At 61.0% G+C, this 22910-nt stretch carries 23 protein-coding genes; 14 read left to right on the plus strand and 9 right to left on the minus strand.

Annotated features, from left to right (window positions below; all coding sequences use genetic code 11):
- Positions 1–56 precede the first annotated feature (56 nt).
- Genes V9T28_RS13525 through V9T28_RS13535 form a run of 3 tightly spaced genes read left to right on the plus strand, consistent with a single transcriptional unit; the run spans position 57 to position 1443 of the window.
- Complete coding sequence (locus V9T28_RS13525) at positions 57–458, plus strand: tautomerase family protein (protein WP_116399451.1); 402 nt, start codon at positions 57–59, stop codon at positions 456–458.
- Positions 455–889, plus strand: coding sequence for a cupin domain-containing protein (locus tag V9T28_RS13530; RefSeq protein WP_116399452.1), 435 nt, complete (start codon positions 455–457; stop codon positions 887–889). The genes V9T28_RS13525 and V9T28_RS13530 overlap by 4 nt, the downstream gene beginning before the upstream one ends.
- Positions 886–1443 (plus strand): DUF4865 family protein, encoded by a 558-nt coding sequence (locus V9T28_RS13535; protein ID WP_116399453.1) that lies wholly within the window; start codon positions 886–888, stop codon positions 1441–1443. Before V9T28_RS13530 ends, V9T28_RS13535 begins: the two co-directional genes overlap by 4 nt.
- A 4-nt stretch (positions 1444–1447) precedes the next feature.
- On the opposite strand, the gene V9T28_RS13540 is transcribed toward V9T28_RS13535, so the two are convergent.
- On the minus strand, positions 1448–1894 hold the full coding sequence (locus V9T28_RS13540; RefSeq protein WP_116399454.1) for an iron-sulfur cluster assembly scaffold protein: 447 nt from the start codon (positions 1892–1894) through the stop codon (positions 1448–1450).
- A gap of 96 nt (positions 1895–1990) precedes the next feature.
- Between V9T28_RS13540 and hisI the strand changes: the two genes are divergently transcribed.
- Together hisI and V9T28_RS13550 are read left to right on the plus strand one after the other, a co-directional pair.
- Complete coding sequence (gene hisI / locus V9T28_RS13545; RefSeq protein WP_116399455.1) at positions 1991–2407, plus strand: phosphoribosyl-AMP cyclohydrolase; 417 nt, start codon at positions 1991–1993, stop codon at positions 2405–2407.
- Between the two features lie 86 nt (positions 2408–2493).
- A complete protein-coding gene (locus tag V9T28_RS13550) occupies positions 2494–3540 on the plus strand; it encodes a patatin-like phospholipase family protein (protein WP_245423923.1) in 1047 nt (348 codons plus the stop codon).
- A 21-nt stretch (positions 3541–3561) separates the two neighbouring features.
- On the opposite strand, the gene V9T28_RS13555 is transcribed toward V9T28_RS13550, so the two are convergent.
- Positions 3562–3993, minus strand: a complete 432-nt coding sequence (locus tag V9T28_RS13555) for a CBS domain-containing protein (RefSeq protein ID WP_116399456.1) — start codon at positions 3991–3993, stop codon at positions 3562–3564.
- A gap of 205 nt (positions 3994–4198) precedes the next feature.
- Between V9T28_RS13555 and V9T28_RS13560 the strand changes: the two genes are divergently transcribed.
- The 3 genes from V9T28_RS13560 to V9T28_RS13570 all read left to right on the plus strand — a co-directional run bounded on the left by V9T28_RS13560 (position 4199) and on the right by V9T28_RS13570 (position 7005).
- Positions 4199–4876: a transglutaminase-like cysteine peptidase gene (locus tag V9T28_RS13560; RefSeq protein ID WP_116399457.1), complete on the plus strand. Its 678-nt coding sequence runs from the start codon at positions 4199–4201 to the stop codon at positions 4874–4876.
- A gap of 525 nt (positions 4877–5401) precedes the next feature.
- Entirely contained in the window at positions 5402–6043 is a 642-nt protein-coding gene (locus tag V9T28_RS13565) for a helix-turn-helix transcriptional regulator (RefSeq protein ID WP_116399458.1), read from the plus strand.
- Complete coding sequence (locus V9T28_RS13570) at positions 6040–7005, plus strand: threo-3-hydroxy-L-aspartate ammonia-lyase (RefSeq protein ID WP_116399459.1); 966 nt, start codon at positions 6040–6042, stop codon at positions 7003–7005. Before V9T28_RS13565 ends, V9T28_RS13570 begins: the two co-directional genes overlap by 4 nt.
- Positions 7006–7060: 55 nt before the next feature.
- Here the strand turns inward: V9T28_RS13570 and V9T28_RS13575 are convergent, their stop codons facing one another.
- From V9T28_RS13575 to V9T28_RS13590, 4 genes are all read right to left on the minus strand, one after another.
- Positions 7061–9289 (minus strand): 3-hydroxyacyl-CoA dehydrogenase NAD-binding domain-containing protein, encoded by a 2229-nt coding sequence (locus V9T28_RS13575; RefSeq protein ID WP_116399460.1) that lies wholly within the window; start codon positions 9287–9289, stop codon positions 7061–7063.
- Between the two features lie 12 nt (positions 9290–9301).
- Positions 9302–10510, minus strand: a complete 1209-nt coding sequence (locus V9T28_RS13580) for an acetyl-CoA C-acetyltransferase (protein WP_116399461.1) — start codon at positions 10508–10510, stop codon at positions 9302–9304.
- Between the two features lie 79 nt (positions 10511–10589).
- Positions 10590–12380, minus strand: a complete 1791-nt coding sequence (locus V9T28_RS13585) for an acyl-CoA dehydrogenase C-terminal domain-containing protein (RefSeq protein ID WP_116399462.1) — start codon at positions 12378–12380, stop codon at positions 10590–10592.
- A gap of 193 nt (positions 12381–12573) precedes the next feature.
- Positions 12574–13503: a LysR family transcriptional regulator gene (locus V9T28_RS13590; protein WP_116399463.1), complete on the minus strand. Its 930-nt coding sequence runs from the start codon at positions 13501–13503 to the stop codon at positions 12574–12576.
- 133 nt (positions 13504–13636) lie between these two features.
- Between V9T28_RS13590 and V9T28_RS13595 the strand changes: the two genes are divergently transcribed.
- Positions 13637–14350 carry an SDR family NAD(P)-dependent oxidoreductase gene (locus V9T28_RS13595; protein WP_116399863.1) on the plus strand — a complete coding sequence of 238 codons (714 nt, stop codon included), beginning with the start codon at positions 13637–13639 and terminating at the stop codon, positions 14348–14350.
- A 94-nt stretch (positions 14351–14444) separates the two neighbouring features.
- Here V9T28_RS13595 and V9T28_RS13600 read toward each other — a convergent pair whose 3' ends face one another.
- Complete coding sequence (locus V9T28_RS13600) at positions 14445–15875, minus strand: MFS transporter (protein WP_116399464.1); 1431 nt, start codon at positions 15873–15875, stop codon at positions 14445–14447.
- 144 nt (positions 15876–16019) lie between these two features.
- On the opposite strand from V9T28_RS13600, the gene V9T28_RS13605 reads away from it, so the two are divergent.
- Positions 16020–16934, plus strand: a complete 915-nt coding sequence (locus V9T28_RS13605; protein WP_116399465.1) for a LysR family transcriptional regulator — start codon at positions 16020–16022, stop codon at positions 16932–16934.
- A 90-nt stretch (positions 16935–17024) separates the two neighbouring features.
- On the opposite strand, the gene V9T28_RS13610 is transcribed toward V9T28_RS13605, so the two are convergent.
- Positions 17025–17978, minus strand: a complete 954-nt coding sequence (locus tag V9T28_RS13610; RefSeq protein ID WP_116399466.1) for an NmrA/HSCARG family protein — start codon at positions 17976–17978, stop codon at positions 17025–17027.
- Between the two features lie 219 nt (positions 17979–18197).
- On the opposite strand from V9T28_RS13610, the gene V9T28_RS13615 reads away from it, so the two are divergent.
- Both V9T28_RS13615 and V9T28_RS13620 read left to right on the plus strand, forming a co-directional pair.
- Positions 18198–18548, plus strand: a complete 351-nt coding sequence (locus V9T28_RS13615; protein ID WP_116399467.1) for a winged helix-turn-helix transcriptional regulator — start codon at positions 18198–18200, stop codon at positions 18546–18548.
- Positions 18549–18762: 214 nt separating this feature from the next.
- Positions 18763–21024 carry a tetratricopeptide repeat protein gene (locus tag V9T28_RS13620; RefSeq protein WP_116399468.1) on the plus strand — a complete coding sequence of 754 codons (2262 nt, stop codon included), beginning with the start codon at positions 18763–18765 and terminating at the stop codon, positions 21022–21024.
- Here the strand turns inward: V9T28_RS13620 and V9T28_RS13625 are convergent.
- Positions 21011–21988: a methyltransferase domain-containing protein gene (locus V9T28_RS13625; RefSeq protein ID WP_158554720.1), complete on the minus strand. Its 978-nt coding sequence runs from the start codon at positions 21986–21988 to the stop codon at positions 21011–21013. The two genes, V9T28_RS13620 and V9T28_RS13625, sit on opposite strands and share 14 nt — an antisense overlap.
- An 87-nt stretch (positions 21989–22075) precedes the next feature.
- Between V9T28_RS13625 and V9T28_RS13630 the strand changes: the two genes are divergently transcribed.
- Positions 22076–22342, plus strand: a complete 267-nt coding sequence (locus V9T28_RS13630) for a DUF6460 domain-containing protein (RefSeq protein ID WP_116399470.1) — start codon at positions 22076–22078, stop codon at positions 22340–22342.
- A gap of 139 nt (positions 22343–22481) precedes the next feature.
- Complete coding sequence (locus V9T28_RS13635) at positions 22482–22898, plus strand: hypothetical protein (RefSeq protein ID WP_147306396.1); 417 nt, start codon at positions 22482–22484, stop codon at positions 22896–22898.
- Positions 22899–22910: the final 12 nt, after the last annotated feature.

Raw genomic sequence — 22910 nt, forward strand, 5'->3', positions numbered from 1 at the left:
CAGGACATTTTCACTGCTCCATAGTGCGCTTGTCAATGCCATTCACGGAGCAATCCATGCCCTTCACCCGCATTTCGCTTTTGGCCGGAAAGTCGCCGGAGTATCTCGCCGCCATCGCGGACAATCTCGACCGCGCCCTGGTCGAATGTTTTGAGGTTCCCGAAAATGATCGTTTCGCGTCGTTTGACCAGCTTCAACCCGGCGAACTGATCTTCGACCGCACCTATCGCGGCGGCCCGCGCTCGGACGATTATGTTGTCTTTCACATCACGACGGGCAAACAGCGCTCGGCGGCCACCAAACAGCGTTTCTACAGCCGTCTGGTCGAACGCCTCGCCAAGGAGCCCGGCATTCGGCCCGAGGACGTCATGGTCTTCATCTCCAACTCGGCCTTCCAGGATTGGTCGTTCGCCTACGGCGTCTCCGCCGCCGCGCCCGTGCCGGAAGATGCCGCATGAGCAAGTCGTTCGAAACGGCCTCCGCCTGCCCGCTGGAGATGACCATTCGCCGCGCCGGTGAAGGCATCACCCGTGCGCCCGACGGCGTCGCGACCGGCCCCTTTCTCGTGCAAATGCTGCTGTCGAGCCGGACCGATGGCGAGATGACGGCCATGCGCGCCTTCGTCGATCCCGGCGTCGTGACCCATTGGCATAGCCATCCGCGCGGCCAATTGCTGTTCGTCCTCGACGGCGTCGGCCTGGCCCAACGCGACGGCGGCGACGTGATCGAAATTCGCGCGGGCGACAGCGTCTGGTTTGCCCCGCATGAGCGGCACTGGCACGGGGCGACACCCGCGAGCCCCTTCAGCTATATCAGTGTCCAATGCGTCGAGGACGGAACGGCGGTTCATTGGATGGAGCCGGTTGCCCGGACAGGAGAACCCCCGTGATCGCGATGCAATATAGCTTCACCCTGCCCGCCGATTACGACATGGCCATCATCGACCGGCGCATCCGCGACAAGGGGCCCTTGCTCGACGGATTTCCGCATCTACGCTTCAAGGCCTATCTCGCCGCGCGCAAGCACGACGATGGTTTGCGCAGCGCCGAGAACCTCTACGCACCGTTCTATCTATGGGACGCGCCCGAAGGGCTCAACAATTTCCTCACCGGGCCCGGCTTCGCCACTGTGAGCCGGGATTTCGGCTGGCCAAGCGTGCGTACCTGGATGGTTTGGCACGCCGAACTTGCCCCGAGCATCGGCAGTGCGCGGTTCGCAAGCCGGACCGTGGAGACGATCGCGCCCTATTCCGACTTGGGGCAATATCGCAGCGACGCGATTGCCGACGCTCAAGCAGCCGCGCGCGACGGCGCCTTGGCGTCCGTGACTGCGTTCAACCCCACGGACTGGACGCTCGTACATTTCGGACTCTGGGACCGGGTGCCGGAGGTGCGCCGGGAACAGACGCAGCTCTATGCGGTCGGGCACGTCTCGTTGCCCTGACCTTTCAAGCCGAGGTCAAGCCCTGCCTGGCCTCGATCTGCCCCACCGCATCCACCACCGCGTCGAAAGTCAGCAAGGTCGAGGCATGGCGGGCGCGAAAATCGCGGACCGGTTCCAGCACCGCGATCTCCTCCCACTTGCCCTGCGGCGGCGCGCCGTTTTCCTTGAGCATCCGGCGCACCGTTTCGCGCAGATCGCGCAACTCGTCCGGCCTCGAGCCGATAATATGCCGCGCCATGATCGAGCTCGAGGCCTGGCCGAGCGCGCAAGCACGGACATCATGCGCAAAATCGCTCACCAGGCCGTCCGCCATCCTTACATCGACGGTCACGGTCGAACCGCACAGCTTGGAATGGGCCGTGGCGCTGGCATCAGGCGCGCTCAAGCGGCCCAGGCGCGGAATATCGGCGGCCAGTTCCAATATGCGTTTATTGTAGATGTCGTTCAACATGACTGGACTGCTCACAGGACACTGATGCCTATATAGGCAAGGAGAAGCGGACGACAAAGCCGCGAATAAAGCATTCCTACCTCTATCGGATTTCACATGTGGACGCCTAGCACCCCTTTCGCCCCGCCCGGAACCAAAGCCGCCCTGGAAGAGGGCGAGGCCTTCACCCCGCGCTTTGATGCGCACGGCCTCGTCGCCTGCGTCACCGTCGATCACGCGAGTGGCGACGTGCTGATGCTGGCCTGGATGAATGCCGAAGCGCTGGCAGAGACGCTGCAAACCGGCATCGCCCATTATTGGTCGCGCTCGCGGCAAAGCCTGTGGCGCAAGGGCGATACATCGGGGCAGATCCAAAAGATCGTCGAGATGCGGACCGATTGCGATCAGGATGCCATCCTCTTGAAGGTCGAGGTGGGCGGCGACGGCGGCGCCTGCCACACGGGGCGCCGGTCGTGTTTTTACCGCTCGGTCCAATTGACCGACCAAGGCCCAGTTCTCACGTTCGATCGCTGACCGCATCCCCCAAAATAACCATTTCGTTCATCTGGGCTTCAGGGCCTGCATGATCTTAAAATGAGCGCTGGCGAGGAGTCTTCCCGTTGTTCCAATTTTTACGGACGAGTCAGGACGATATCGGCAGCGGTCCGGTGAAAGCCTACGCGCCGCTCGCCGCGCCGCGCGTGCCACGCGGCGGTCAGGTGCTTGGCATCGCGCTCGGCGGCGGCATGGCGCGCGGCTGGGCACATATCGGCGTCCTGCAGGAACTGGAAGAACAGGGCTTTCGCCCCTCGGTCATCGCCGGCACCTCGATCGGCGCGGTGGCGGGCGGCAGCTATGCCGCCGGCCGGCTCGATGTGCTCGATGATTTCGCTCGCTCCATGACCAAACGCCGGATCTTCGGCATGATGGACTTTTCGATGGGCGGGAGCGGCCTGATCAGCGGCATGAAGCTCAGAGCCCGCCTCAGCCAAGAGTTCAGCGGTCTACGCATCGAGGACTTACCGATCAAATATGCAGCCGTCGCGACGGAAGTCGCCTCCGGCCACGAAATATGGCTCCGGCACGGCCATCTTGCCGATGCGGTCAGCGCGTCCTACGCCCTTCCCGGCATTTTCGATCCCGTTCAATTGAACGGGCGGTGGCTGGTGGACGGCGCGCTGGTCAATCCGGTGCCCGTCACCGTCTGCCGCGCCCTTGGCGCGACGGCTGTGATCGCGGTCAATCTGAACGGCGACATCGCGCTGCACGGCGCCTTGATCCCCTCGAACGAGAGCGCGCCGATTGAGCCCGAACTCGACCTTGAGGACGACGAACCGGCCGCAGACAAGGGCGGCGGTATCATGGGCGGCATCCGCAGCACCACCAATTACATCCGCCGCAAGACCTTGTCCCGGCATTTCTTCCGCCGCGACGACGGCGCGCCGGGCATTGCCACGGTGATGTTCGATTCCTTCAACATCATGCAGGACCGGATCACGCGCTCGCGCCTCGCGGGCGACCCGCCGGATAAGCTGATCAGTTGCAAGGTGGGACGGATCGGGCTGTTCGACTTTCACCGCGCGGACGAACTCATCTCCGCCGGCCGGGAAGCGGTGAAACGCGCGCTGCCCGATCTCCTGGAATTGACCGGCCCGCATCTTCCCTGACGCAGGCCGAAGGCGTGGCTCTCAAGCCGTCGCGATATATTCGCGCAACGCCTGATGCTCGTTTTCGATCTCTTCGAGACGATGCTTCACCACGTCGCCGATCGAAATGAGCCCGGCGAGCCGGCCGTTCTTCACGATCGGCATGTGGCGGAAGCGGTGGCGCGTCATCTCCTCCATGACGCCGACGACGCTCATCTCCTCGGTCGCGGTCACGACTTTCGCCGTCATATGCTTCGAGACCGGGTCTTCGAGCAGCGTCATGCCGCCGCGGGCGACCGCGCGCACGATATCGCGCTCCGAGAGAATGCCGAGCACCTCGCCATCGGCGCCCGTGACGACGACCGCACCAATTCCCTTTTCCGCCAGGATTTTCGCCACTTCGTCGAGCGTTCGGTGCGGGGCGGTCGTAATCACGTTACGACCCTTGAGTGCAAGAATCCGAGCGACTGTCATCGCGTAACCTCCTCGTCTGCTATCCCGCCTCTCTTAATGGAAGCGCATTTACCCAAGGATGCCCTCGTTCGACCGGGCCTGCAAGATCATTCGTTACGCGATTTTAACATTCCGCGGCCCGTTAACCTTCCGTTAAGGCTTAACTTGCGGCCCTCCCACGTTTCCGTTTACTTCTCGTTAAGTATTGTGAGCGTGAGACGGCGTAATGGTGACGAACTCGGTGAAAGCGTTGATGGTGCTGGCGACAGCACTGTTCGTCGGCCAAGTCGACGCGCGCGAAAAACCCGTTTTGCCGAAGCAGACCGCCGCGCTTTCCGTGCTGAGACCCTATGCCGGCGAGCACACCGGCAACCTGCCGCTCCGGGCGTCGGTCGGGCCGGAATCGTCCGCGCCCTATGGCTGGGTCGACTTTTGCCAACGCTACCGTGCGGAATGCGACACCAAGCCGCTGCCGGCGGTCGATGTGGTGATGACGCCGGCCGTCTGGGGCGCCGTCCAGCAGGTGAACCGCTGGGTGAACGATAGTGTCACCCCGATCAGCGACTGGGAACATTGGGGCCTCGAGGACCAATGGGATTACCCGATCGATGGCAAAGGCGACTGCGAGGATTACGCGCTTTTGAAGCGCAGGATGCTGATGGACGCCGGCGTGCCGCGCCAGGCCTTGCTGATGACTGTGGTGCGCGACGAAAACGACGAGGGCCACGCAATCCTCACCCTGCGGACCAGCAATGGCGACTATGTGCTCGACAACAAGATCAACGAGATCAAATTGTGGTCGGCGACCGGCTATCGCTACGTGAAGCGCCAATCGCAGGAAGACCCAAACGATTGGGTGAGCCTGAAGGGCAACGACGTGCCGAGCACCGCCGCGACGCGGTGAGTGCGGCGGGGGTTGCGCGCAATCTGCCGATGCCCATCACTCAACCGTGTAGGAGCCGAAAATCCAATTTGGGACGATCGATTTGAGATAGGAACATAATAAGAACAAATTTCATAAATAGATTGTCATTTTTCGCGATGATGGAGCGCGCCCTTCTCCCATCGGGAGAAGGTGGCTTGCGAAGCAAGACGGATGAGGGGACACGGAATCATCATTGGCTAAACTCTCGAAGCGGCTAATCTCGTAAGAAAGCCCCCTCATCCGACCGACACATGAACTTGGGCTTGCCCAAGTTCATCATTCTTAATGATCAAATCGGGTGTACCCGATTTGATTGTCGGCCACCTTCTCCCGATGGGAGAAGGGCGCGCTCCGTGATCATGCAAATCCGCCCGGACAGGCGGGGCTGCGCAGCCACAAAAAAAATTGGGATCAAACTAATAGAGCAAATTACGAATATGAATCATATAGTTAACCGGAACGCCCAACGTTGACAAAATGTCATTTAATGATATTTTGTCAAGAATGACACTCACCGAACACCAACTCCTCCTTCGCGAGGGCCGCAAGATCACCGCGGCGCTCGGCAAGGCTTTGGCGCCGCTGGTCGAAGTGGTGCTGCACGATTTGACGCAGGCAGATCACGCCATCGTCGCCATTGCAAACAACCTGTCGGGCCGCCAGATCGGCGATCCGGCCACCGAGATCGGCATGGCGCGTGCGCAGGATCCGGATTTTCCCGACGTGCTGCAAAACTACCCCAACCATTTCCCCGACGGGCGGCCAGCCAAGAGCACCTCGATCGGCTTGCGGGATTCGCGCGGCGAGTTCGTGGCGGCGCTTTGCCTCAACATGGACATTTCGATGCTGAACGGCGTCGTCGCCAACCTCTGCGAATTGGTGCGCACGCAGGAAAACGCGACGCCACACCAGGAATCGCTCGCGCCGCGCGGCAACGACATCCGCAGCCTGTTGGAGAAATTCGCCGCCGCGCAGAACACGATCCCGCGCGCCCTCACCCGCACCCAGCGGCAGCAGGCCATGCAGATGCTCGCCAAGCAAGGCCTGCTCGATCGGAAAAACGCGCCCTCGCTCATCGCCGATATTTTTGGCGTCGCGCGCTCCACCGTCTACACCTATCTTCCCGACACGAAGGCCAATCCATGACCGATCTTGCAATTTCTTTCGACGATGTCGTCGCGGCTAGCCACCGCATCGAGAATGTGGCGCATCGCACGCCGGTCCTCACCTCGGCCACGGCCGACGAAATGACTGGGGCGCAATTGTTTTTCAAATGCGAGAATTTCCAGCGCATGGGCGCGTTCAAATTCCGCGGCGCCTATAATGCGCTGTCGCAATTCACGCCCGAACAACGCGCCAAAGGCGTGATCGCTTTCTCCAGCGGCAATCATGCGCAAGGCATCGCGCTTGCGGCGAAAGTGCTCGGCATGCGCGCCGTCATCATTATGCCGACCGACGCGCCCCAGACCAAGATGCTGGCGACCAAGGCCTATGGCGGCGAGGTCATTCTGTACGACCGCTACAGCGAAGATCGCGAAGCGATCGGCAAGCGCATCTCCGCCGAGCAAGGCCTCACCCTCATCCCGCCGTACGATCACCCGCATATCATGGCGGGGCAAGGCACGGCAGCGCTGGAATTGCTCGAGGAGACCGGCCCGCTCGACATTCTGCTGGTGCAGCTCGGCGGCGGCGGCCTTATTTCCGGCTGCGCCACCGCGGCCAAGCATCTGGCCCCGGCCTGCGAGGTGTTCGGCGTTGAGCCCGAGGCCGGCAACGACGGCCAGCAAAGCTTCCGCAGCGGCAAAATCGTGCAGATCGAAACGCCGCGCACCGTTGCCGACGGCGCGCAGACCCCAGCGCTCGGAAAGCTGACTTTCCCGATCATCCAGAAACTGGTGCAGGACATCGTGACGGTGAGCGATCCGGAACTGGTCGAGACGATGAAATTCTACGCCTCGCGCATGAAGATGATCGTCGAGCCAACCGGATGCCTCACGCTCGCCGCGGCCCTGGGCGGCCACGTGCCGGTGAAGGGCAAGCGCGTCGGCATCATCATTTCAGGCGGTAACATCGACCTGCAACGCTTCGCCGAACTCGTGCAGGGGTGATGCGGCGCGAATCCTTCTTCCGCGCCAAAGCGCGAGAGAAGGGAGCGCCACCACCTTACGCTGCAGCCTTTTTCTTGGCGGCGCGGCTGTAGAACGTCTCTCCGCTCGCGGCCATGTCGCGAAGGATCTGCGCGGGTTTGAAGCGCTCGCCGTATTTCGCGGCCAGTTTCTCGCACAGTGCAACAAACGCCTTCGCCCCCATACCGTCGATGTAGGACAAGGTGCCGCCGGTGAAGGGCGCGAAGCCGAAGCCGATGATCGAACCGACATCCGCTTCACGCGGATCGGTGACGATGCCTTCCTCGAAGGTCTTGGCCGCCTCATTGGCCTGAACCACCAAGAAGCGCTGCTTCAGCTCCTCGACATCGAGCGTATCCGGATCGAGATGGACTTGCTGCAGCTCCTTCAGGCCCGGCCACAATTTCTTGGCGCCGCTTTCCGGATAGTCGTAGAAGCCCTTGCGATTCTTGCGGCCGAGGCGCTCGCCCTTCGTGACCATCTCGACGAGCAGATGCTCCTGCCGCGGGTCGATGTCCGCCTTGTCGCCAAGCTCCTTGCGCGCCGCGTTGAGGATGCGCAGCCCGAGATCGAGCGCCACTTCGTCGTTGAGCGACAAGGGGCCGACCGGCATGCCGGCCATTTTCGCAGTGTTCTCGATCATCGCCGCCGGCACGCCCTCGGCGAGCATGATGTGGCCTTCGCGCAAATAGTTCGTCACGCAGCGGTTGGCATAGAATCCGCGCGCATCGTTCACGACGATCGGCGTCTTCTTGATGGCGCGCACATAATCCATGGCGACCGCCAAAGCATTGTCGCCCACCGACTTGGTCGTGATCACCTCGACCAGCAGCATCTTCTCGACCGGCGAGAAGAAATGCACGCCGATGAACCGATCGGGACGCCTGGAATGGCCTGCCAGATTGGTGATCGCGAGGCTCGACGTGTTCGAAGCGAAGGTGCAATCGGGCGAGATCGCAGCCTCTACCTTGGCAATCACATCCGCCTTGATCTGCGGGTCCTCGAACACCGCTTCGATGACGAGTTCGCAGTCCTTGAGGTCGGCATAATCGGCGCTCGCCGTGATGCGCGCGAGCAGCGCGTCGCGGTCCGCCGATTTCGTGCGGCCCTTCATGATCTGGTCGCTCATCAATTTGTGCGAATAGGCCTTGCCCTTCTCCGCCGTCTCGACATCGCGGTCGATCAGCACGACGTTCAAGCCCGCATTGGCCGTCACATAGGCGATGCCGGCGCCCATGAAGCCCGCGCCAACGACGCCGATCGTCTTCAATTTGGTCGGAGGTATATTGGCGGGACGGCGGGCGCCCTTGTTGAGTTCGCCCATCGAGACGAAGAGCGTGCGGATCATCGCCGCCGCTTCCTTCGAGCGCAGGATCTTGGCGAACCAGCGGCTCTCGACCTTCAGCGCCAAATCCATCGGCAATTGCAGGCCTTCGTAGACAGCATGCAGGATCGCCTTGGCGGCCGGATAATTGTCCTGAGTTTCGCGGCGGTAGATCGCATTGGCCGGCGGCCAGATCATCATGCCGGCGGGCGAGAAGACCTTGCCGGACGGCTGTTTGTAGCCCTTCACGTCCCAAGGCGCGGCGATCTTGCCCTCGACCTTCGGCCATTCGCCGGCCTTGACCCAGTCTTTCGCTTTCTGGACGATTTGATCAGCGGGGGCGACCGCATTGACAAGGCCCATGCCGAGCGCCGCCTTGGGGCGGATCTGCTCGCCCTTGAACAGCATCTGCAACGCATCGCCGGTCTGCATCAGCCGCGCCACGCGCTGCGTGCCGCCGGCGCCGGGGAATAGGCCGATCTTGATTTCCGGCAGCCCGACCCGCGCCTTGTCGCTGTCCGACATCACGCGGTAATGGCAGGAGAGCGCGAGTTCGAACGCGCCACCGAGACACACGCCATTGATGGCGGCCGCGAACGGCTTGCCGCAGGTCTCAAGCTTGCGATAGAGCAGCGTGAGGCGGCGCGTGCCATCGAAAAAGGCCTGCATCGCAGCGGCTTCGCCTTTTTCCTTCAGGGTTTTCGCGTACAGCGCCGCACTGCCTTGCAGCATGGTGAGATCGGCGCCGCCGGAGAAGGTCTCCTTGCCCGACGTTATCACGCAGCCCTTGATCGCCTCGTCGGCGACAACCTTATCGATCACCTGATCGAGCTCATCCATCACGCTCGGGGTGATGACATTCATCGACCGGTCGGCCATGTCCCAAACGAGCGTAGCAATGCCATCGGCGTCGGTGGAGAATTTGAAATTGGTGAGATTCATGAATCGCTCTCCTCAGACGCGCTCGATGATGGTGGCGGTGCCCATGCCGGCGCCGATGCAGAGAGTGACCAACGCCGTCGATTTGCCCGTGCGCTCCAATTCGTCGAGCGCGGTCCCTAAAATCATCGCGCCGGTCGCGCCGAGCGGATGGCCGAGCGCAATCGCGCCGCCGCAGACATTGACCTTGCCGGGATCGACATCGAAGGCCTGCATGAAGCGCAACACGACGGCGGCAAAGGCCTCGTTCACTTCGAACAGATCGATATCGGACAGGCTCATGCCGGCGCGCGCCAGCACCTTCTTGGTGACATCGACGGGGCCGGTGAGCATCAAAGCCGGATCGGAACCGATATTGGCGAACGCCTTGATGCGCCCGCGCGGCTTCAGGCCGGTCTTCTGGCCGGCTTCGGCATTGCCGATGAGCACGGCAGCGGCGCCATCGACGATGCCGGAGGAATTGCCGGCGTGATGCACATGGTTGATTTCCTCGACGTCCGGATGGGCCTGGATGCCGACGGCATCGAAGCCGCCCTGCTGCCCCATCATCACGAACGACGGCTTCAGGCTCGCCAGCGATTGCATATCGGTGCCGGGCCGCAGATGCTCGTCGCGGTCGAGAATGGTCAAACCGTTCACGTCCTTCACCGGCACGACCGATTTGGCGAAACGCCCATCGCTCCAGGATTGCGCGGAGCGGCGCTGCGATTCGACCGCATAGGCATCGACATCGTCGCGGCTGAAGCCGTATTTGGTCGCAATCAAATCCGCCGACACGCCTTGCGGCATGAAATAGGCCGGAATGGCGATGGCCGGATCGACCGGCCACGCGCCGCCAGACGCGCCGATGCCGACGCGGCTCATCGATTCGACGCCGCCGCCGACCACCAGGTCATGCTGGCCGGCCATGACTTGCGCCGAGGCGAAATTGATCGCGTCGAGGCCAGAGGCGCAGAAACGGTTGATCTGGATGCCGGGCACGTGATTGCCGTAACCCGCGGTCAGCGCCGAGGCGCGGCCGATGTCGCCGCCCGCTTCGCCGACCGGATCGACACAGCCGAGCACCACGTCATCGACAAGCTTCGTGTCGAGATGATTGCGATCCTTGATGGCGCTCAAAGCCGTCGCGGCGAGCCCCAGGGTCGAGACTTCGTGCAACGAACCATCCGCCTTGCCACGCCCGCGCGGGGTGCGAACGGCGTCATAAATAAAAGCTTCGGGCATTTGATACTCCCTGAACGAGTGGCGGGCCGCTTGCCCGCGTCATTATGTGCGCGGGCAAAATGCCCGCGGGTTTGTTCCGTCAGAAGGCTTCGACCGGCAGCGCCATCACCGTATCGGCGCCGCTCGTGATGCGGGCGAGACGCGTGGCAGTCTCCGGCAACACACGCTCCATATAGAATTTGGCGGTGAGAAGTTTAGCGTCCATCTTCGCGACATCCGCATTGTCGGCCTTCTTCGCGACCGCCGTCCTGGCGATCTGCACCCACATGAAGCCGAGCGCCACAAGGCCGAAGAGGTGCATGTAGTCGCTCGCGCCGGCACCCGCATTGTCGGGCTTGGTCATCGCATTCTGCATGAACCACATGGTCGCTTGCTGCAGCACGCCGAGGTTTTGTTTCAGGGACGCCAGATAGGGCTTCAGCGCCTCGTTGCCTTCGTTCTCCTTGATGAACGCGCCGACTTCGGCAAAGAAGCCCATCACCGCACGGCCACCATTCGCCGGCAATTTGCGGCCGACGAGATCCATCGCCTGCACGCCGTTTGCGCCTTCGTAGATCATGGCGATGCGCGCATCGCGCACGAATTGTTCCATGCCCCATTCGGCGATATAGCCGTGACCGCCGAACATCTGCTGCGCCTTCACCGCGTTGTCGAAGCCGCGATCGGTCAGGAAGCCCTTCAGCACCGGAGTCATCAGGCCAAGATGATCCTCCGCCGCCTGCTTTTCCTTCTCGTCGCCAGTGCGATGGGCGACGTCGCTTTTCAGCGCCGTCCACAGAACGAAGGCGCGCGCCGCCTCGTTGAAGCTCTTGATCTCGAGCAAGGTCCGGCGCACGTCGGGATGAACCATGATCGAATCCGCCGGCTTGTCGGGCGATTTCGGACCCGTCAGGGAGCGGCCCTGCAGGCGCTCCTTGGCATAGGCGACGGCGTTCTGATATGCGACTTCCGATTGCGACAGCCCTTGAATGGCAACGCCCAAACGTGCCTCGTTCATCATCACGAACATGGCATTGAGGCCGCGATTTTCCTGGCCGAGCAGGAAGCCTTTCGCGCCGTCGTAATTCATCACGCAGGTCGAGTTGCCGTGAATACCCATCTTGTGCTCGATCGAGCCGCACACCAGGCTGTTGCGCGCACCGGGATTGCCGGAATTATCGGGCAGGAACTTCGGCACGATGAACAGCGAGATGCCCTTCACGCCAGCCGGCGCGCCCTCGATGCGGGCGAGCACCAGATGGACGATATTCTTGGTCAGGCCATGTTCGCCGGCGGAAATGAAGATCTTCTGGCCGGTGATCGCATAGGACCCGTCGCCATTCGGTACGGCCTTGGTCTTCAGGAGCCCAAGATCGGTGCCGCAATGCGGCTCGGTCAGGTTCATGGTACCCGACCATTCGCCGGCGATCATCTTGGGGGCGTAAAGCGCCTTCTGCTCCTCGGAACCATGCTGCAGCAAGGCTGCCAGTGCGCCCGCGGTCAGCCCCGGATACATGGAGAAGGCCATGTTGGCGGCGGAGGAATATTCATTCATCACCGCGCCGAGCGTGAAGGGCAGCCCTTGGCCGCCATATTCGGCGGGAGCCGCAAGGCCGAGCCAGCCGCCCTCGGTGAATGCATTCCAGGCCTCCTGGAATCCTTTCGGCACGGTGACATTGCCGTCGGCGTCGCGCTTGCAGCCTTCGCGGTCGCCCGAGGCGTTGAGCGGCTGCAGCACTTCCTCGCACAATTTGGCGCCTTCGTTCAGGATTGCCTCGACGACATCTGGTGCCGCATCGGCAAAGCCCGGCAGATTGTTGTAGCGCTCCATCCGGAAAACATCATTGAGAAGAAAGAGCGTATCCTCGACGGGTGCCTTATAGCTCGGCATGGGGCCTCCTTGAATTTTTGACGGCACCTCGCGGATGCCTTGGCGCATAGTTTACATGTAAACAATTAGCGCGAAAAAGGCAAGTGCTTTTGCAACGGAGCAGGCCCACGAGCCTCGCCCTGCCGGGGCGCGCGGTCAACCGGCAAATTGGCCCTGCTGAACGTGCGGGCCGGTTCGCGGCTGCGACGGGCCTTCAGCGCCGCGGATAGGCAGCCCGGCACACGGACATCACGGTGTCGCGCAGCCAGCGATGGGCCGGGTCCGCATCCAAGCGCGGATGCCACATGGCCGATATCTTGAATTCTGGCAGGGAAATCGGAAGTTCGAAGCTTGCAAGGCCGGACATAGCAGCGGAGCCGCCCGCCATGCCATTGCCAACGCATGAGCCCGGCACGAGTGCGACCAGATCCGATTGGCGTGCGATCCGCATCGCATCCGGGTATCCGGGCACCACAACTCTGATGGCCCGCTTAAGCCCCACAGCTTCCAAGACGGTATCGATCGGCTCGACCGTCCCCCCTTCCTTGGACGCGACGACGTGGTTGCAGGCCGCATAGCCTTCGGGCGTCACCACTGCGCCTCCCAGAAGGGGATGTCCGACCCGGGCGACACCGACATACTTGTCATGGAACAAAAATTGGGTCCGTATCTCCGGCGCGGCGGTCCCGAGCACCCCGATCTCCAAATCGATGGGCCCCTCCCTGAGCGGCCGCGCATCTTTGTCAGGTTTGGGCGCGAAGCGGAGGCAGATGCGTGGCGCCGCTTGCGTGACAGCCGCCACGACGGCGCCGAAAAGAAATTCCAGGAATGCTTCGCTCACACGTATGGTGAAGGTTCTTTCAAGCGAAGCGACGTCCAGGAGCGTGATGTGCGGCCGCAGCACCGCTTGTACCTCCCGCGTCAGGTCATGGACGCGCTCGCGCAGTTCGGCCGCGCGCGGCGTCGGCACTAGTCCTCGCCCGGCGCGGACAAGCAGCGGGTCACCCGTAGCGGTCCGAAGCCGGGTCAGCGTCCGGCTCATGGCCGAGGAACTCAGACCGAGGCGGCGGGCCGCCCCCGTCACGCTCCCCTCCGCGAGCAAGACGTCCAACGCCACGAGAAGGTTCAGGTCCACATCGTTCATAGCATGAGCCTATCGCACCCGCTTTGCCGGACATAGCGTTTGGCGCAACTATATTTTGATCTTGCTGCGTCTGGCGCTCGCCGTTCGGTTGCTCCTATGTGGAATGAACCCGATCAACGAAGGACATTGCCGCATGCCCCAAGCCGTTTTGCACGCTCCCGCCCCGACAATCCTCCTCATCGGCGCCTCGCGCGGTCTTGGCCATGCCATGGCGGCCGAGTTCTTGAAAAAGGGCTGGAACGTCGTCGGCACCGTCCGCGGCGGAAATCGAACCCTGCTCCACGACCTCGCGGACGCGCATGAAGGCCGGGTCGAAATCGAGAGCCTCGACATCTGCGAACCGGATCAGATCGCGGCCCTCCGTGCCCGCCTCTCGGGCCGGGAGTTCGACATCTCGTTCGTGAATGCCGGCGTTACCAACAACCCGGCGGAAACCATCGCGGAGGTCACGACGGATGAATTCATGCGCGTCATGGTCACGAATGCGCTGAGCCCCTTGCGCGTCATCGAAAGCCTGCAGGATCTCGTTTCCCCGACCGGTTTGATCGGCGTGATGTCGTCCGGACAAGGCAGCGTCAGCAACAACGAGACCGGCATGCGCGAAGTGTATCGCGGCAGCAAGGCAGCCCTGAACATGTTCATGCGCAGCTACGCGGCCCGCCATGCCGCCGAGCGCCGCGCCATGGTGCTGATGGCGCCAGGCTGGGTCCGCACCGACATGGGCGGCCCCGACGGGCGGCTGTCGATCGAGGAGAGCGTGCCGAACCTCGTGAACGTGCTTCTTGCGAAGCAAGGCAAGCCCGGCCTGGAATATCTCGATTATCTCGGCAAGACTGTGCCTTGGTGAAAGAACACCTTATTACAGCAGCGGCTCGCGAAGCCTCGCATATTATCGACTCCGAAGCATCGAACTCTTCTTTCGCCATTCATGAAGGCGACGACTATGTCCTCCTCAGTCGAGCGAATAAAAAGACTGCTAAGACAACTGCAACCAAATTGTAGATCGTCGCGGTTGCAAACCCATTGCCGTAAGACCCAGTTATTTCAAGGGCGGATATCGACTTCCCATCGCTATGGTCGATTGCGCTGAATAGAATAATGCCGACAACCGCAACGCCGAAGGCAGACCCGACGATCTGCATTGTGCTGAAGACACCGGACGCCATCCCGGCTTCAGCATTGGCAACAGTGCTCAGAACCATATTGAGCAGGAGCGGAATGACGATGCCCTGCCCAAAACCTTGAAGAATAACTGAGACGGTCAAAGCCCGGAGATTCTGACCGCCGGAAAAACCATCAAAAACCGAGATCAACAATCCCCCGGCAAAGGCACACATGCCAAGAAACAGAGCCTGCTCGCCCATCTTCTTCTTGAGCGGCGCGGACACAACAGAACCGGCGAAGAATGCAATGGTGGACGGCAGAAACAACGTCGCTGCTTCCAAAGCCGTTTGCCCGAGGCCGATCTGAAGCAGAATTGTCAACGACAGGGAGAATGAACTGATCGCCGAGAAAAACAGAAATGTTACCAGAACACCTAGAGTGAAACGTGTATTCTTGAAGAGAGCTGGGTCGATAATTGGCGTACCGCCTTGCCTTACCAACAGTGTTTCGTAAGAAACGAAGACGACAAATAATGGAAGCGACAATAGCGGCGCGATGATCGCCCACCAGGGCCAATGCTGCTCGCGGCCGACCATCACCGGCAACAGCATCAAGACGAGCGCGGCGGTCGCGAGAACCGCTCCACCGATATCTAGTTTTGGGGGCGCCGTGCCCCTCGTTTCCATGATCAAATATTTCCCGGCAATAAGCGCGTAGAATACGATAGGGAGGTTGACCAGGAAGACAAGCCGCCAGCCGAGATCGCCAAGATTAAGCGTTATGAGGCATCCGCCGATCACCTGCGACGAAGCACCGGCAACGCCCTGCACCGCACCCATCACGGCAAAGGCCCGACGACGTTCATCGTCGTCGAACAGGATCCGCAATGAGGTGTAGACCTGTGGCATCAGGAGCGCCGCCCCGCCTCCCTGGATCGCCCGCGCTGCAATGAGTGCACAGGGCGACAGAGCTAAAGCACACAGCAAGGATCCAAGACCGAAAATTGCCATCCCAATAAGAAAGAGCCGCCGCCGGCCGTAGAAATCGCCAAGCCGCGCGCCGTTCAGCAATATCGCGCCATAAGCAACGCTGTAGGCAACCATGACAAGCTGCAAATGCGCATTCGAAGCGTGCAGATCGCGCTGAATGTCGGGGAGCGCTACATTGACGATAAACAGGTCGAGGATAGTGATAAAATTTCCGGCCAGCAGCACCGCAAGCGATGACCACTCTCCCGATTTTTCTGTTTCAAGTGACGCCGACGACATCTGCGTTTCCAAAGCCTCGAGCTTTCCAGCAGGGCGAAAGCCTATCTTCGGCCCTGAACACAGATGATATTTTTTCCTGAATATTGATCAATTGGTCAAAATGGAACTATATAAATGAAATAAATTCCTCAATTGGTCCGTATCATGGAAAACTTCGCGGGCATCGTCGCCTTCGTTTATGCTGCAGAGCAGCGCGGCTATGTGGCAGCCGCGCGCGTAGCCGGAGTCTCGCCATCAGCCATCAGCAAGGCAATCGCTCGCCTTGAAAGCCGCCTGGGTGTTCGGCTGTTCAACCGAACAACGCGCAGCGTCAGTTTGACCGAGGCTGGGACGGTTTTCTACGAACGGTGCAAGCGCATCATCGACGACCTCGGCGATGCGGAAGCAACAATCACGCGCAGCCAGGACCGCCCGAAAGGGCGCTTGCGCGTCAGCGTGCCGCATATTGTCGGCCATCACCTTCTCATGCCGATTCTGCCGGCGTTCACCGAACAATTCCCGGACATCGAACTCGATGTCGATTTTGAGGATCGCGTCGCCGACCTCGTGGCGCGAGGGCTGGACGTCGCCATTCGGAGTGGCGATCTGGCCGATACGGGCCTGATTGCCCGCCCGTTAGGTCAGCAACACTTCGTCGTATGTGGCAGTCCACGCTACTTCGAATGGCGCGAGCAACTGGAGACGCCTGCCGACTTGGCTGCTCACACCTGCATCCATTTCAAATATCCATCCAGCGGCCGTATCGCGCCATGGGCGTTCGGCGCGCCTTTCGATCGGCAGCTTTTGCCGAAAAGTCTGACGTTCAACAATACGGATGCAGGGCTACGCGCCTGCTTGGATGGGTTGGGGCTCGCCCATCTGCCCGTCTATGTCGCCGACACGCATATCAGCGCCGGCACGCTGATCCCTGTACTGACCTCATTCATGTTGCCGTTCGGCTCCCTCTCCCTCGTCTGGCCGTCCAACCGCCAGCTTTCGCCGAAGGTGCGTGCCTTCGTGAATTTTGTAACTGAAGCTTTTTCAATCCGACGGACTGCGTTCCAAGCGTTTCATGCGTGAGAGCGTTTTACAGAGTTGCCGCTCTTCCTGCCTTTCTCGGCCAACAGCCATGGTGCTGGCTTAGTCGTGTGGTCACATCGCGTTAGACGCTCAAACACCAAAGGATTGGGCATGCCCCTGCCACTCGGTCACGCGCAGGAACTGTTCCCAGGTTACGCTATTCTGGTTTATTGTCCTGCTCCACGAAAGATCACGCTCCTTGCGATAGTACCCGTACTCTGTCGCATATTCCGCCATCCCAAGAATCTCGCGCACCAAGAGTTCGTTGGCGGCAAAATCGGGAAAATGATGAAGCAATTCCTCGCGGGTATAGGCTGAACGGTACGTAGCTTTCCTGCCTGTGACGCGCGTGAACGTCGCGACCATTTCATCAGGCGACAGGATGTCGCCAATCACCGGCAGGGACTTGCCCGCATATTCCTGCGGATGGGAGAATATCTCCAAGATCGCAGGCCCGGTTGCACTCAGCGGATCGACAAAAGGCGCGCGAAAATCCCGCGGCAAGTAGATCGGGAAGACCAACGTGTCCCCCTCCATGCGCGGCGTGTAGTACTCAAATAGATTGGTATAAAAGAAGGCGAGATAGATGAACGAGCTGCGAATGGGCAGCGAGCGAATATAGTTCTCAATCTTGGCCTTGTCGGTGAAGTGCGGCGCGAATTTCCGGCCATTTGTAATTTCATCGACGTTTTCCAAGCTGCTGAAAACGAGGTGCTGGACCCCTGCTTCAACAGCGGCATCCGCCAACTCCCTGCCGAGGTCCGCTTCATGCGTCGCTGGCGGCGCGATCGGAGGTGTCATCAGGAACACGCCATGCGAACCGCCGAAGGCCTTTACCAGCGCCTGCTTGTGCCCCAACTCCAGTGGCACGTTCATCAGTTCCGCGCCTTCGCGCGCCAGGTTTTGCGCTTCTACCGAGTCGACGCGGCGCGTAAGCGCGCGGACCCGATGGCCCCCGCCTTGCAGCAACGCGCGCGTGACGCTGCGACCCTGCTTACTCAATGCCCCGACGACGGTGATAAGAGGCTTGTGGTTCGGCGACATCTCGCTCTCCCGCTGATTGGTCTATGGGTGAGCCGGAACCTAGGTTAAAAGTCTTTTTTACATAAGTACGATTGTTTTTATGATATACTATGCAAAATCATACTATAGTATTTTCCATTCTTTCAGAATCGGAAAATCACTATAAATCTTTGTTTTATCGTATTTTCTTAAACGAAAAGTCGAACAACTTTTCTAGAAAATGCTCCAGTGAGGCTCAATATGGCAAAGAGCAAAGTCTACGGTTGCTCCGTGGAGGTAACGATCGGCGTTATCGGCGGAAAATGGAAATCCGTGCTGCTGTATCATTTGATCAAGGACCGTGTGATCCGCTTTGGCGAACTGCGTCGGCTCCTGCCTAACGTGACGGCGCAAATGTTGACGGCGCAATTGCGCGAACTGGAAGCCGATGGGGTCGTGCACAGAAAGGTCTATCCACAAGTGCCGCCCAAGGTTGAATATTCCCTGACGCCGTTTGGCGATTCGCTCGCTCCCATCATTCAGGCCATGGCCAATTGGGGAGAAAGCTATGCCACCGGCATGGGAAAGCGCATTTCACTGGTCCCGAAATAGGCTTTTGCCGCGCAACACATGCAGGCTGTCCGACTATTGCGATGGCCGATCGGCGGCAACCGTCCGAAGCGGTGACCGAAAACCGGCTCTCCTTAACACATCGTTTACCATAAAGGCCCGAGAGTCAGACCCGGCACAGGGAGATTGCGCGGCTTGATTCGGCGCGTCGCGCCCACCCCTGCAGCAAGAATCGGCGGCGTCTCTCGAGCGTGACATGAATAAGGGCATCCCCTGGAGCGTCATAGGTGTTGATTTCGACATCCGCGAAGCCGCCAAAGAGGCGGCACGGCGCAATGGGATGACCCTGGGCGAATGGCTGAGCGGCGTGATCGCCGATGAGGCGGAAGCGCTCGGCGTGGCGCCGCATGACCTTGCCCGCGGGGCGCAAGTCGAGGCGCTGGCCGCGCAGCTCGCGGAATTGGCGGGCGGAGCGCCCACGTTCCGCACCCGCGTCCCCCACCATTCCGCGCCCTCCAGCCCATCGGATGCGCCGCTCGCCGCCGCCCTCGACCGGCTCGAAAAAAGCACCCGCAAGACCGGCAAAAAGGCGATCCGCGCCCTGTACGAGGTCTCCGGCCGCCTCTCGGCGATCGAAGAGAAGGTCGGCGCGACGCCCAACCCCGCCTCGGACCAGGACGGCGATATCCAGGCCGCCTTTCACAATTTGCAGCAGGAACTCGCGAAGCGGCTGGAGACCTCGCCGCTCGAACCTCTTCCCGACGCACCCCCCGCCGGCTTCGCCGAGACCGCGCCCGAACCCAAAGACGACATCCGCATCTTAAACGAGAAGGTCGATCGGCTGGCGCAGGATCTCGACGCGCTGCGCAAACCGCTTGAGGATCTGCGCGCGCCCGCACCCGAGGTCGACCATTTGCGGCAGGACGTCGCGAATTTGGCGCACACCGTCGCGACCCTCGCGCCGCGCGCCAGCGTCGACGCGCTCGACCGCAACCTGCAGGCGATGCAAGAGCAATTGCAGGACCCCAAGCGTCAGCCGGTCACGCCAGGGCAGCTCGGCCAGATGCAGCAGCGCATCAAGGATCTGCAGACCCTCGTTCTGTCATCAATCACACGTACGGCCGCGGTCGAAAAAGTCGAACAGAATGTGCAGACGCTGGGCACGCAAATGACCGCCCTGCAGGACAACAAGGTCGCGCGCGCCAATCTCGATGGCCTGGTCCGGTCGGTCGACGACATCCAGACGCAGCTCAAGTCCCTGGCCCCGAAAGAAAGCGTCGAAGCGCTGGAACAGCGTCTCAGCGCCCTCGCCCGCAAGATCGACGAAACGCTGACGCCCGCACGCACCGATCCACCAAGCCTGCCCGCCGCGCCCGAACTGCCGGCAAAGCCGTTCAAGGCGGTGCCGATGCCGCAGATTCCCGACGACCTGCTGATCGAACCCGGCGCCGGTCTGCCACTGCATTTGCAGCGCAACGCGCCGGATCATTCCGTCCTTGACGCCGCACGCAGCGACGCGGCCTCCAACCGCACCATTCAGGCGAGCTTCATCGCCGCCGCGCGGCGGGCGAGCCAAAATCGGCAGGATCGGGAGGACGACGCCATGATCGATGTTTTGGCCGAAGTCGCACACCGGGCGGGAACCAGCGACTCGGCGCATCTGCGCCGGCGCAGTCCGCTTCTATTGGGCCTCGGCAGTGCGCTCGTCGGCGCGACCGCCCTCCTCGCCCATCAAACCCCGAGCGGGGCTCAGGCCGGGCCGACGACCAGCGCCGAGCAGGTGCAGGCCGACAGCCAATCGACCGCGCAAACAACGATTCAAGTTGGCACCTACAGCAACAGCGCGGGCGATGACGCGACGGCTAAAACCACCGCAGCGCCACGCTCTTCGCTGGAACAATTGGCCGCAGCGGGCAACGCCGCGACGGAGTATGAAATGGGCCTGCGCGCCTTCGATGGCCGCGACGGGGCGCAGGACTTCAAAACCTCGGCCGCGTGGTTCGGCAAGGCTGCCGCGCAAGGCCTGGCGCCGGCGCAATTCTTCCTGGCGAGCCAATACGAGCGCGGCGAAGGCGTCGAGCAGGACTTGGCGCTCGCCCAGGCCTGGTACGCCAAATCCGCCGCGCAAGGCCATATCCGCGCCATGCACAATCTTGGCGTGATGCTGGCCAAGGGGCTTGGCAGCAAGAGCAATGTCGCCGCGGCCGCCGAATGGTTCCGCAAGGCCGCCGATCACGGCGTGCGCGACAGCCAATTCAATCTCGGTGTGCTCTATGGCCGCGGTGTCGGTGTCCCGCTCGACTTTTCGCAAAGCTACATCTGGTTCGCCCTCGCCGCCGCACAAGGCGACGACAAGGCGGCGCAAATGCGTGACCGCGTTGCGGCCAGGCTCGCCCCCGACCAGCTCGCGACAGCGAAAGCCGTGGTGGCCGGTTTTCACCCGCTCGACGGCGATCCCGCCGCCAATCAAGTCACCCCGCCCGAAGAGCGGGTCGGCACGGCACTCAATCAGATGTGAGCACCGCCACGTGGCCGGGACTTGGCACGCCGCGGTCGTTGCGGATCGCGCCCGGCTCGAACACGCAAACCTTCAGGCCAGCCTCGCCGGTGACGCGCCGCACATAGGCTTCCGAATGAGCAAAGCGCATGTCCTCGCCAAGCAGGTAATCCGTCTGTGCCTGCGTCTGGACGGTGAAGGCGAAAAGGGCGGGCGCGCCCTTCTCCGTACGCAAGGCCCGTTTTGCCGCCTGAAAGACCGAGGCAAGATCGCCGATGTAAATGAACACGTCGGCGGCACAGATGAGGTCATAGGAACGCGGCGACTCACGCAAGAACGCGAGGAGGTCAGCGGCGGTCAGACTCCGGTAAAGCCCGGTCTTGCGCGCCGCATCGATCATATTCGGCGACAGATCGACCCCATCGATCCGCCCGAACATTCCCTCGAAGCCGCGCGCCATCAGGCCGGTCCCGCAACCAATATCCAACACTTCGGCGAAGACTTCTGGCCGGCCAAGCGCCACGCAGGCCTGTTCAAGCGCCGCGCGCAATCGCTGCGGCCCGCAATAGCCCAAAGCCTCGACAAGATGGGTCTCGAACCGCGGCGCATATTGGTCGAACAGGCCACGGACGAAGGCTTCCGGCATCGCGTCCAGCGGCCGGCCGAGACGGGCGAGATGCAGGGCCGCGCCGAGCCGGTCCTGCGGATCAAGGACTTGCGCATGCAGCAGCGCCACGCGCGCCGCCTCCGTGTCCCCCCGCCCGCGCAGTGCCGCGCCAAGTGTGACCCATGCGGCGGGCCAATCCGGGACGAGTTCGAGAATTTGCCGCAAAATCTCTTCCGCCGCGGCAAAATCGTCCTCGGCCAGCGCGGCTTGCGCCCAAAGATACCTGCGGTCGGCGGTCAGATTGCCCGAAGACGACATGTCCGCCGGCACGCGCTCATCCGCACAGAAACCGCCTGACGATTTGCTATCCGTCCACATGTTTGCCCATGAAGTTGTCATCTATGGCGCGTTTGATGTAGCAAGACGCCATATTTCTTCGGCTCCCTCTAATCGAGTTCAAGACACGTGTCGAATGCGATTCAAAACTTCCTCGGCGGCTCGCTGCTCTCCGTATTGATCCGGCTGCTTCTGCTGTCGCTGCTGGCCGGCGCCATTCTGACCTGGCTCGATATTTCGCCGGGCCAATTGCTGTCCAAGGTCGAGCATATGCTCGTGAGCCTGTGGGGCATGGGATTTGGCGCCTTGCGCGAGATTTTGCACTATATTGTCGCCGGTGCCATCATCGTCGTGCCCGTCTGGTTCGTCTTGCGCCTTCTGAATTTGCGCAAGTAGAGCATTTTCCAGAAAAGTTGTGCGACTTTTCGGTTAAGAACCGAAGGTCCGCGCAGCAAAACCGCTACCTATTGAACCTCAGATTATCGAAATGCCGTAGCCATATTATGGTTGATATCCATTCGAAATGAGGGCTTGAATGAACGGCGCCGAAAATAAAGGTTCTGCGAACGACGAGGCATATGTAAATGCTTACTACTATTTTCACAATGCTTTGGTAATTCTTGCCGAAAACGCTGAAGTTCAGTGTCAAAAAATGGGCTATTTTAATGTAGCTTGGGAACTTAAAAATGACGTCATCAGCAACGGCTATGCCATTTTAGATACAATTGATCCAATATTATCGGCGCAACAAATGGATCATCTGACGCGACTTCTTGAGAGCGTAGCTGACATACCAGATTCTAGTGTAAATGTAGAAAATTCAAAAGAGGCTCATCTGCGTGCAATGCGCTGTCCTCGTTGGATTCCGTTACGAGCACAAGCCAAACAGTTACTTTGTCTTTTGGAGGCGGAGACCGATCGAGTTAATGCTATTCTTGGCGTAAATCGTTAGTGACTTAGCCTT

The sequence above is a fragment of the Methylovirgula sp. 4M-Z18 genome, assembly GCF_037890675.1.
Lineage (GTDB): Bacteria > Pseudomonadota > Alphaproteobacteria > Rhizobiales > Beijerinckiaceae > 4M-Z18.

Bases quoted from the DNA above. Each gene is read 5' to 3' on its own strand.
- V9T28_RS13595 (WP_116399863.1), top strand. From the start codon at position 13,637: ATGCCCCAAGCCGTTTTGCACGCTCCCGCCCCGACAATCCTCCTCATC.
- V9T28_RS13540 (WP_116399454.1), bottom strand. From the start codon at position 1,894: ATGTTGAACGACATCTACAATAAACGCATATTGGAACTGGCCGCCGAT.
- V9T28_RS13590 (WP_116399463.1), bottom strand. From the start codon at position 13,503: ATGAACGATGTGGACCTGAACCTTCTCGTGGCGTTGGACGTCTTGCTC.
- V9T28_RS13555 (WP_116399456.1), bottom strand. From the start codon at position 3,993: ATGACAGTCGCTCGGATTCTTGCACTCAAGGGTCGTAACGTGATTACG.
- V9T28_RS13620 (WP_116399468.1), top strand. From the start codon at position 18,763: ATGAATAAGGGCATCCCCTGGAGCGTCATAGGTGTTGATTTCGACATC.
- V9T28_RS13575 (WP_116399460.1), bottom strand. From the start codon at position 9,289: ATGAATCTCACCAATTTCAAATTCTCCACCGACGCCGATGGCATTGCT.
- V9T28_RS13600 (WP_116399464.1), bottom strand. From the start codon at position 15,875: ATGTCGTCGGCGTCACTTGAAACAGAAAAATCGGGAGAGTGGTCATCG.
- V9T28_RS13525 (WP_116399451.1), top strand. From the start codon at position 57: ATGCCCTTCACCCGCATTTCGCTTTTGGCCGGAAAGTCGCCGGAGTAT.
- V9T28_RS13530 (WP_116399452.1), top strand. From the start codon at position 455: ATGAGCAAGTCGTTCGAAACGGCCTCCGCCTGCCCGCTGGAGATGACC.
- V9T28_RS13565 (WP_116399458.1), top strand. From the start codon at position 5,402: ATGACACTCACCGAACACCAACTCCTCCTTCGCGAGGGCCGCAAGATC.
- V9T28_RS13560 (WP_116399457.1), top strand. From the start codon at position 4,199: ATGGTGACGAACTCGGTGAAAGCGTTGATGGTGCTGGCGACAGCACTG.
- V9T28_RS13570 (WP_116399459.1), top strand. From the start codon at position 6,040: ATGACCGATCTTGCAATTTCTTTCGACGATGTCGTCGCGGCTAGCCAC.
- V9T28_RS13615 (WP_116399467.1), top strand. From the start codon at position 18,198: ATGGCAAAGAGCAAAGTCTACGGTTGCTCCGTGGAGGTAACGATCGGC.
- V9T28_RS13625 (WP_158554720.1), bottom strand. From the start codon at position 21,988: ATGTGGACGGATAGCAAATCGTCAGGCGGTTTCTGTGCGGATGAGCGC.
- V9T28_RS13605 (WP_116399465.1), top strand. From the start codon at position 16,020: ATGGAAAACTTCGCGGGCATCGTCGCCTTCGTTTATGCTGCAGAGCAG.
- V9T28_RS13635 (WP_147306396.1), top strand. From the start codon at position 22,482: ATGAACGGCGCCGAAAATAAAGGTTCTGCGAACGACGAGGCATATGTA.
- V9T28_RS13585 (WP_116399462.1), bottom strand. From the start codon at position 12,380: ATGCCGAGCTATAAGGCACCCGTCGAGGATACGCTCTTTCTTCTCAAT.
- V9T28_RS13580 (WP_116399461.1), bottom strand. From the start codon at position 10,510: ATGCCCGAAGCTTTTATTTATGACGCCGTTCGCACCCCGCGCGGGCGT.
- V9T28_RS13610 (WP_116399466.1), bottom strand. From the start codon at position 17,978: ATGTCGCCGAACCACAAGCCTCTTATCACCGTCGTCGGGGCATTGAGT.
- hisI (WP_116399455.1), top strand. From the start codon at position 1,991: ATGTGGACGCCTAGCACCCCTTTCGCCCCGCCCGGAACCAAAGCCGCC.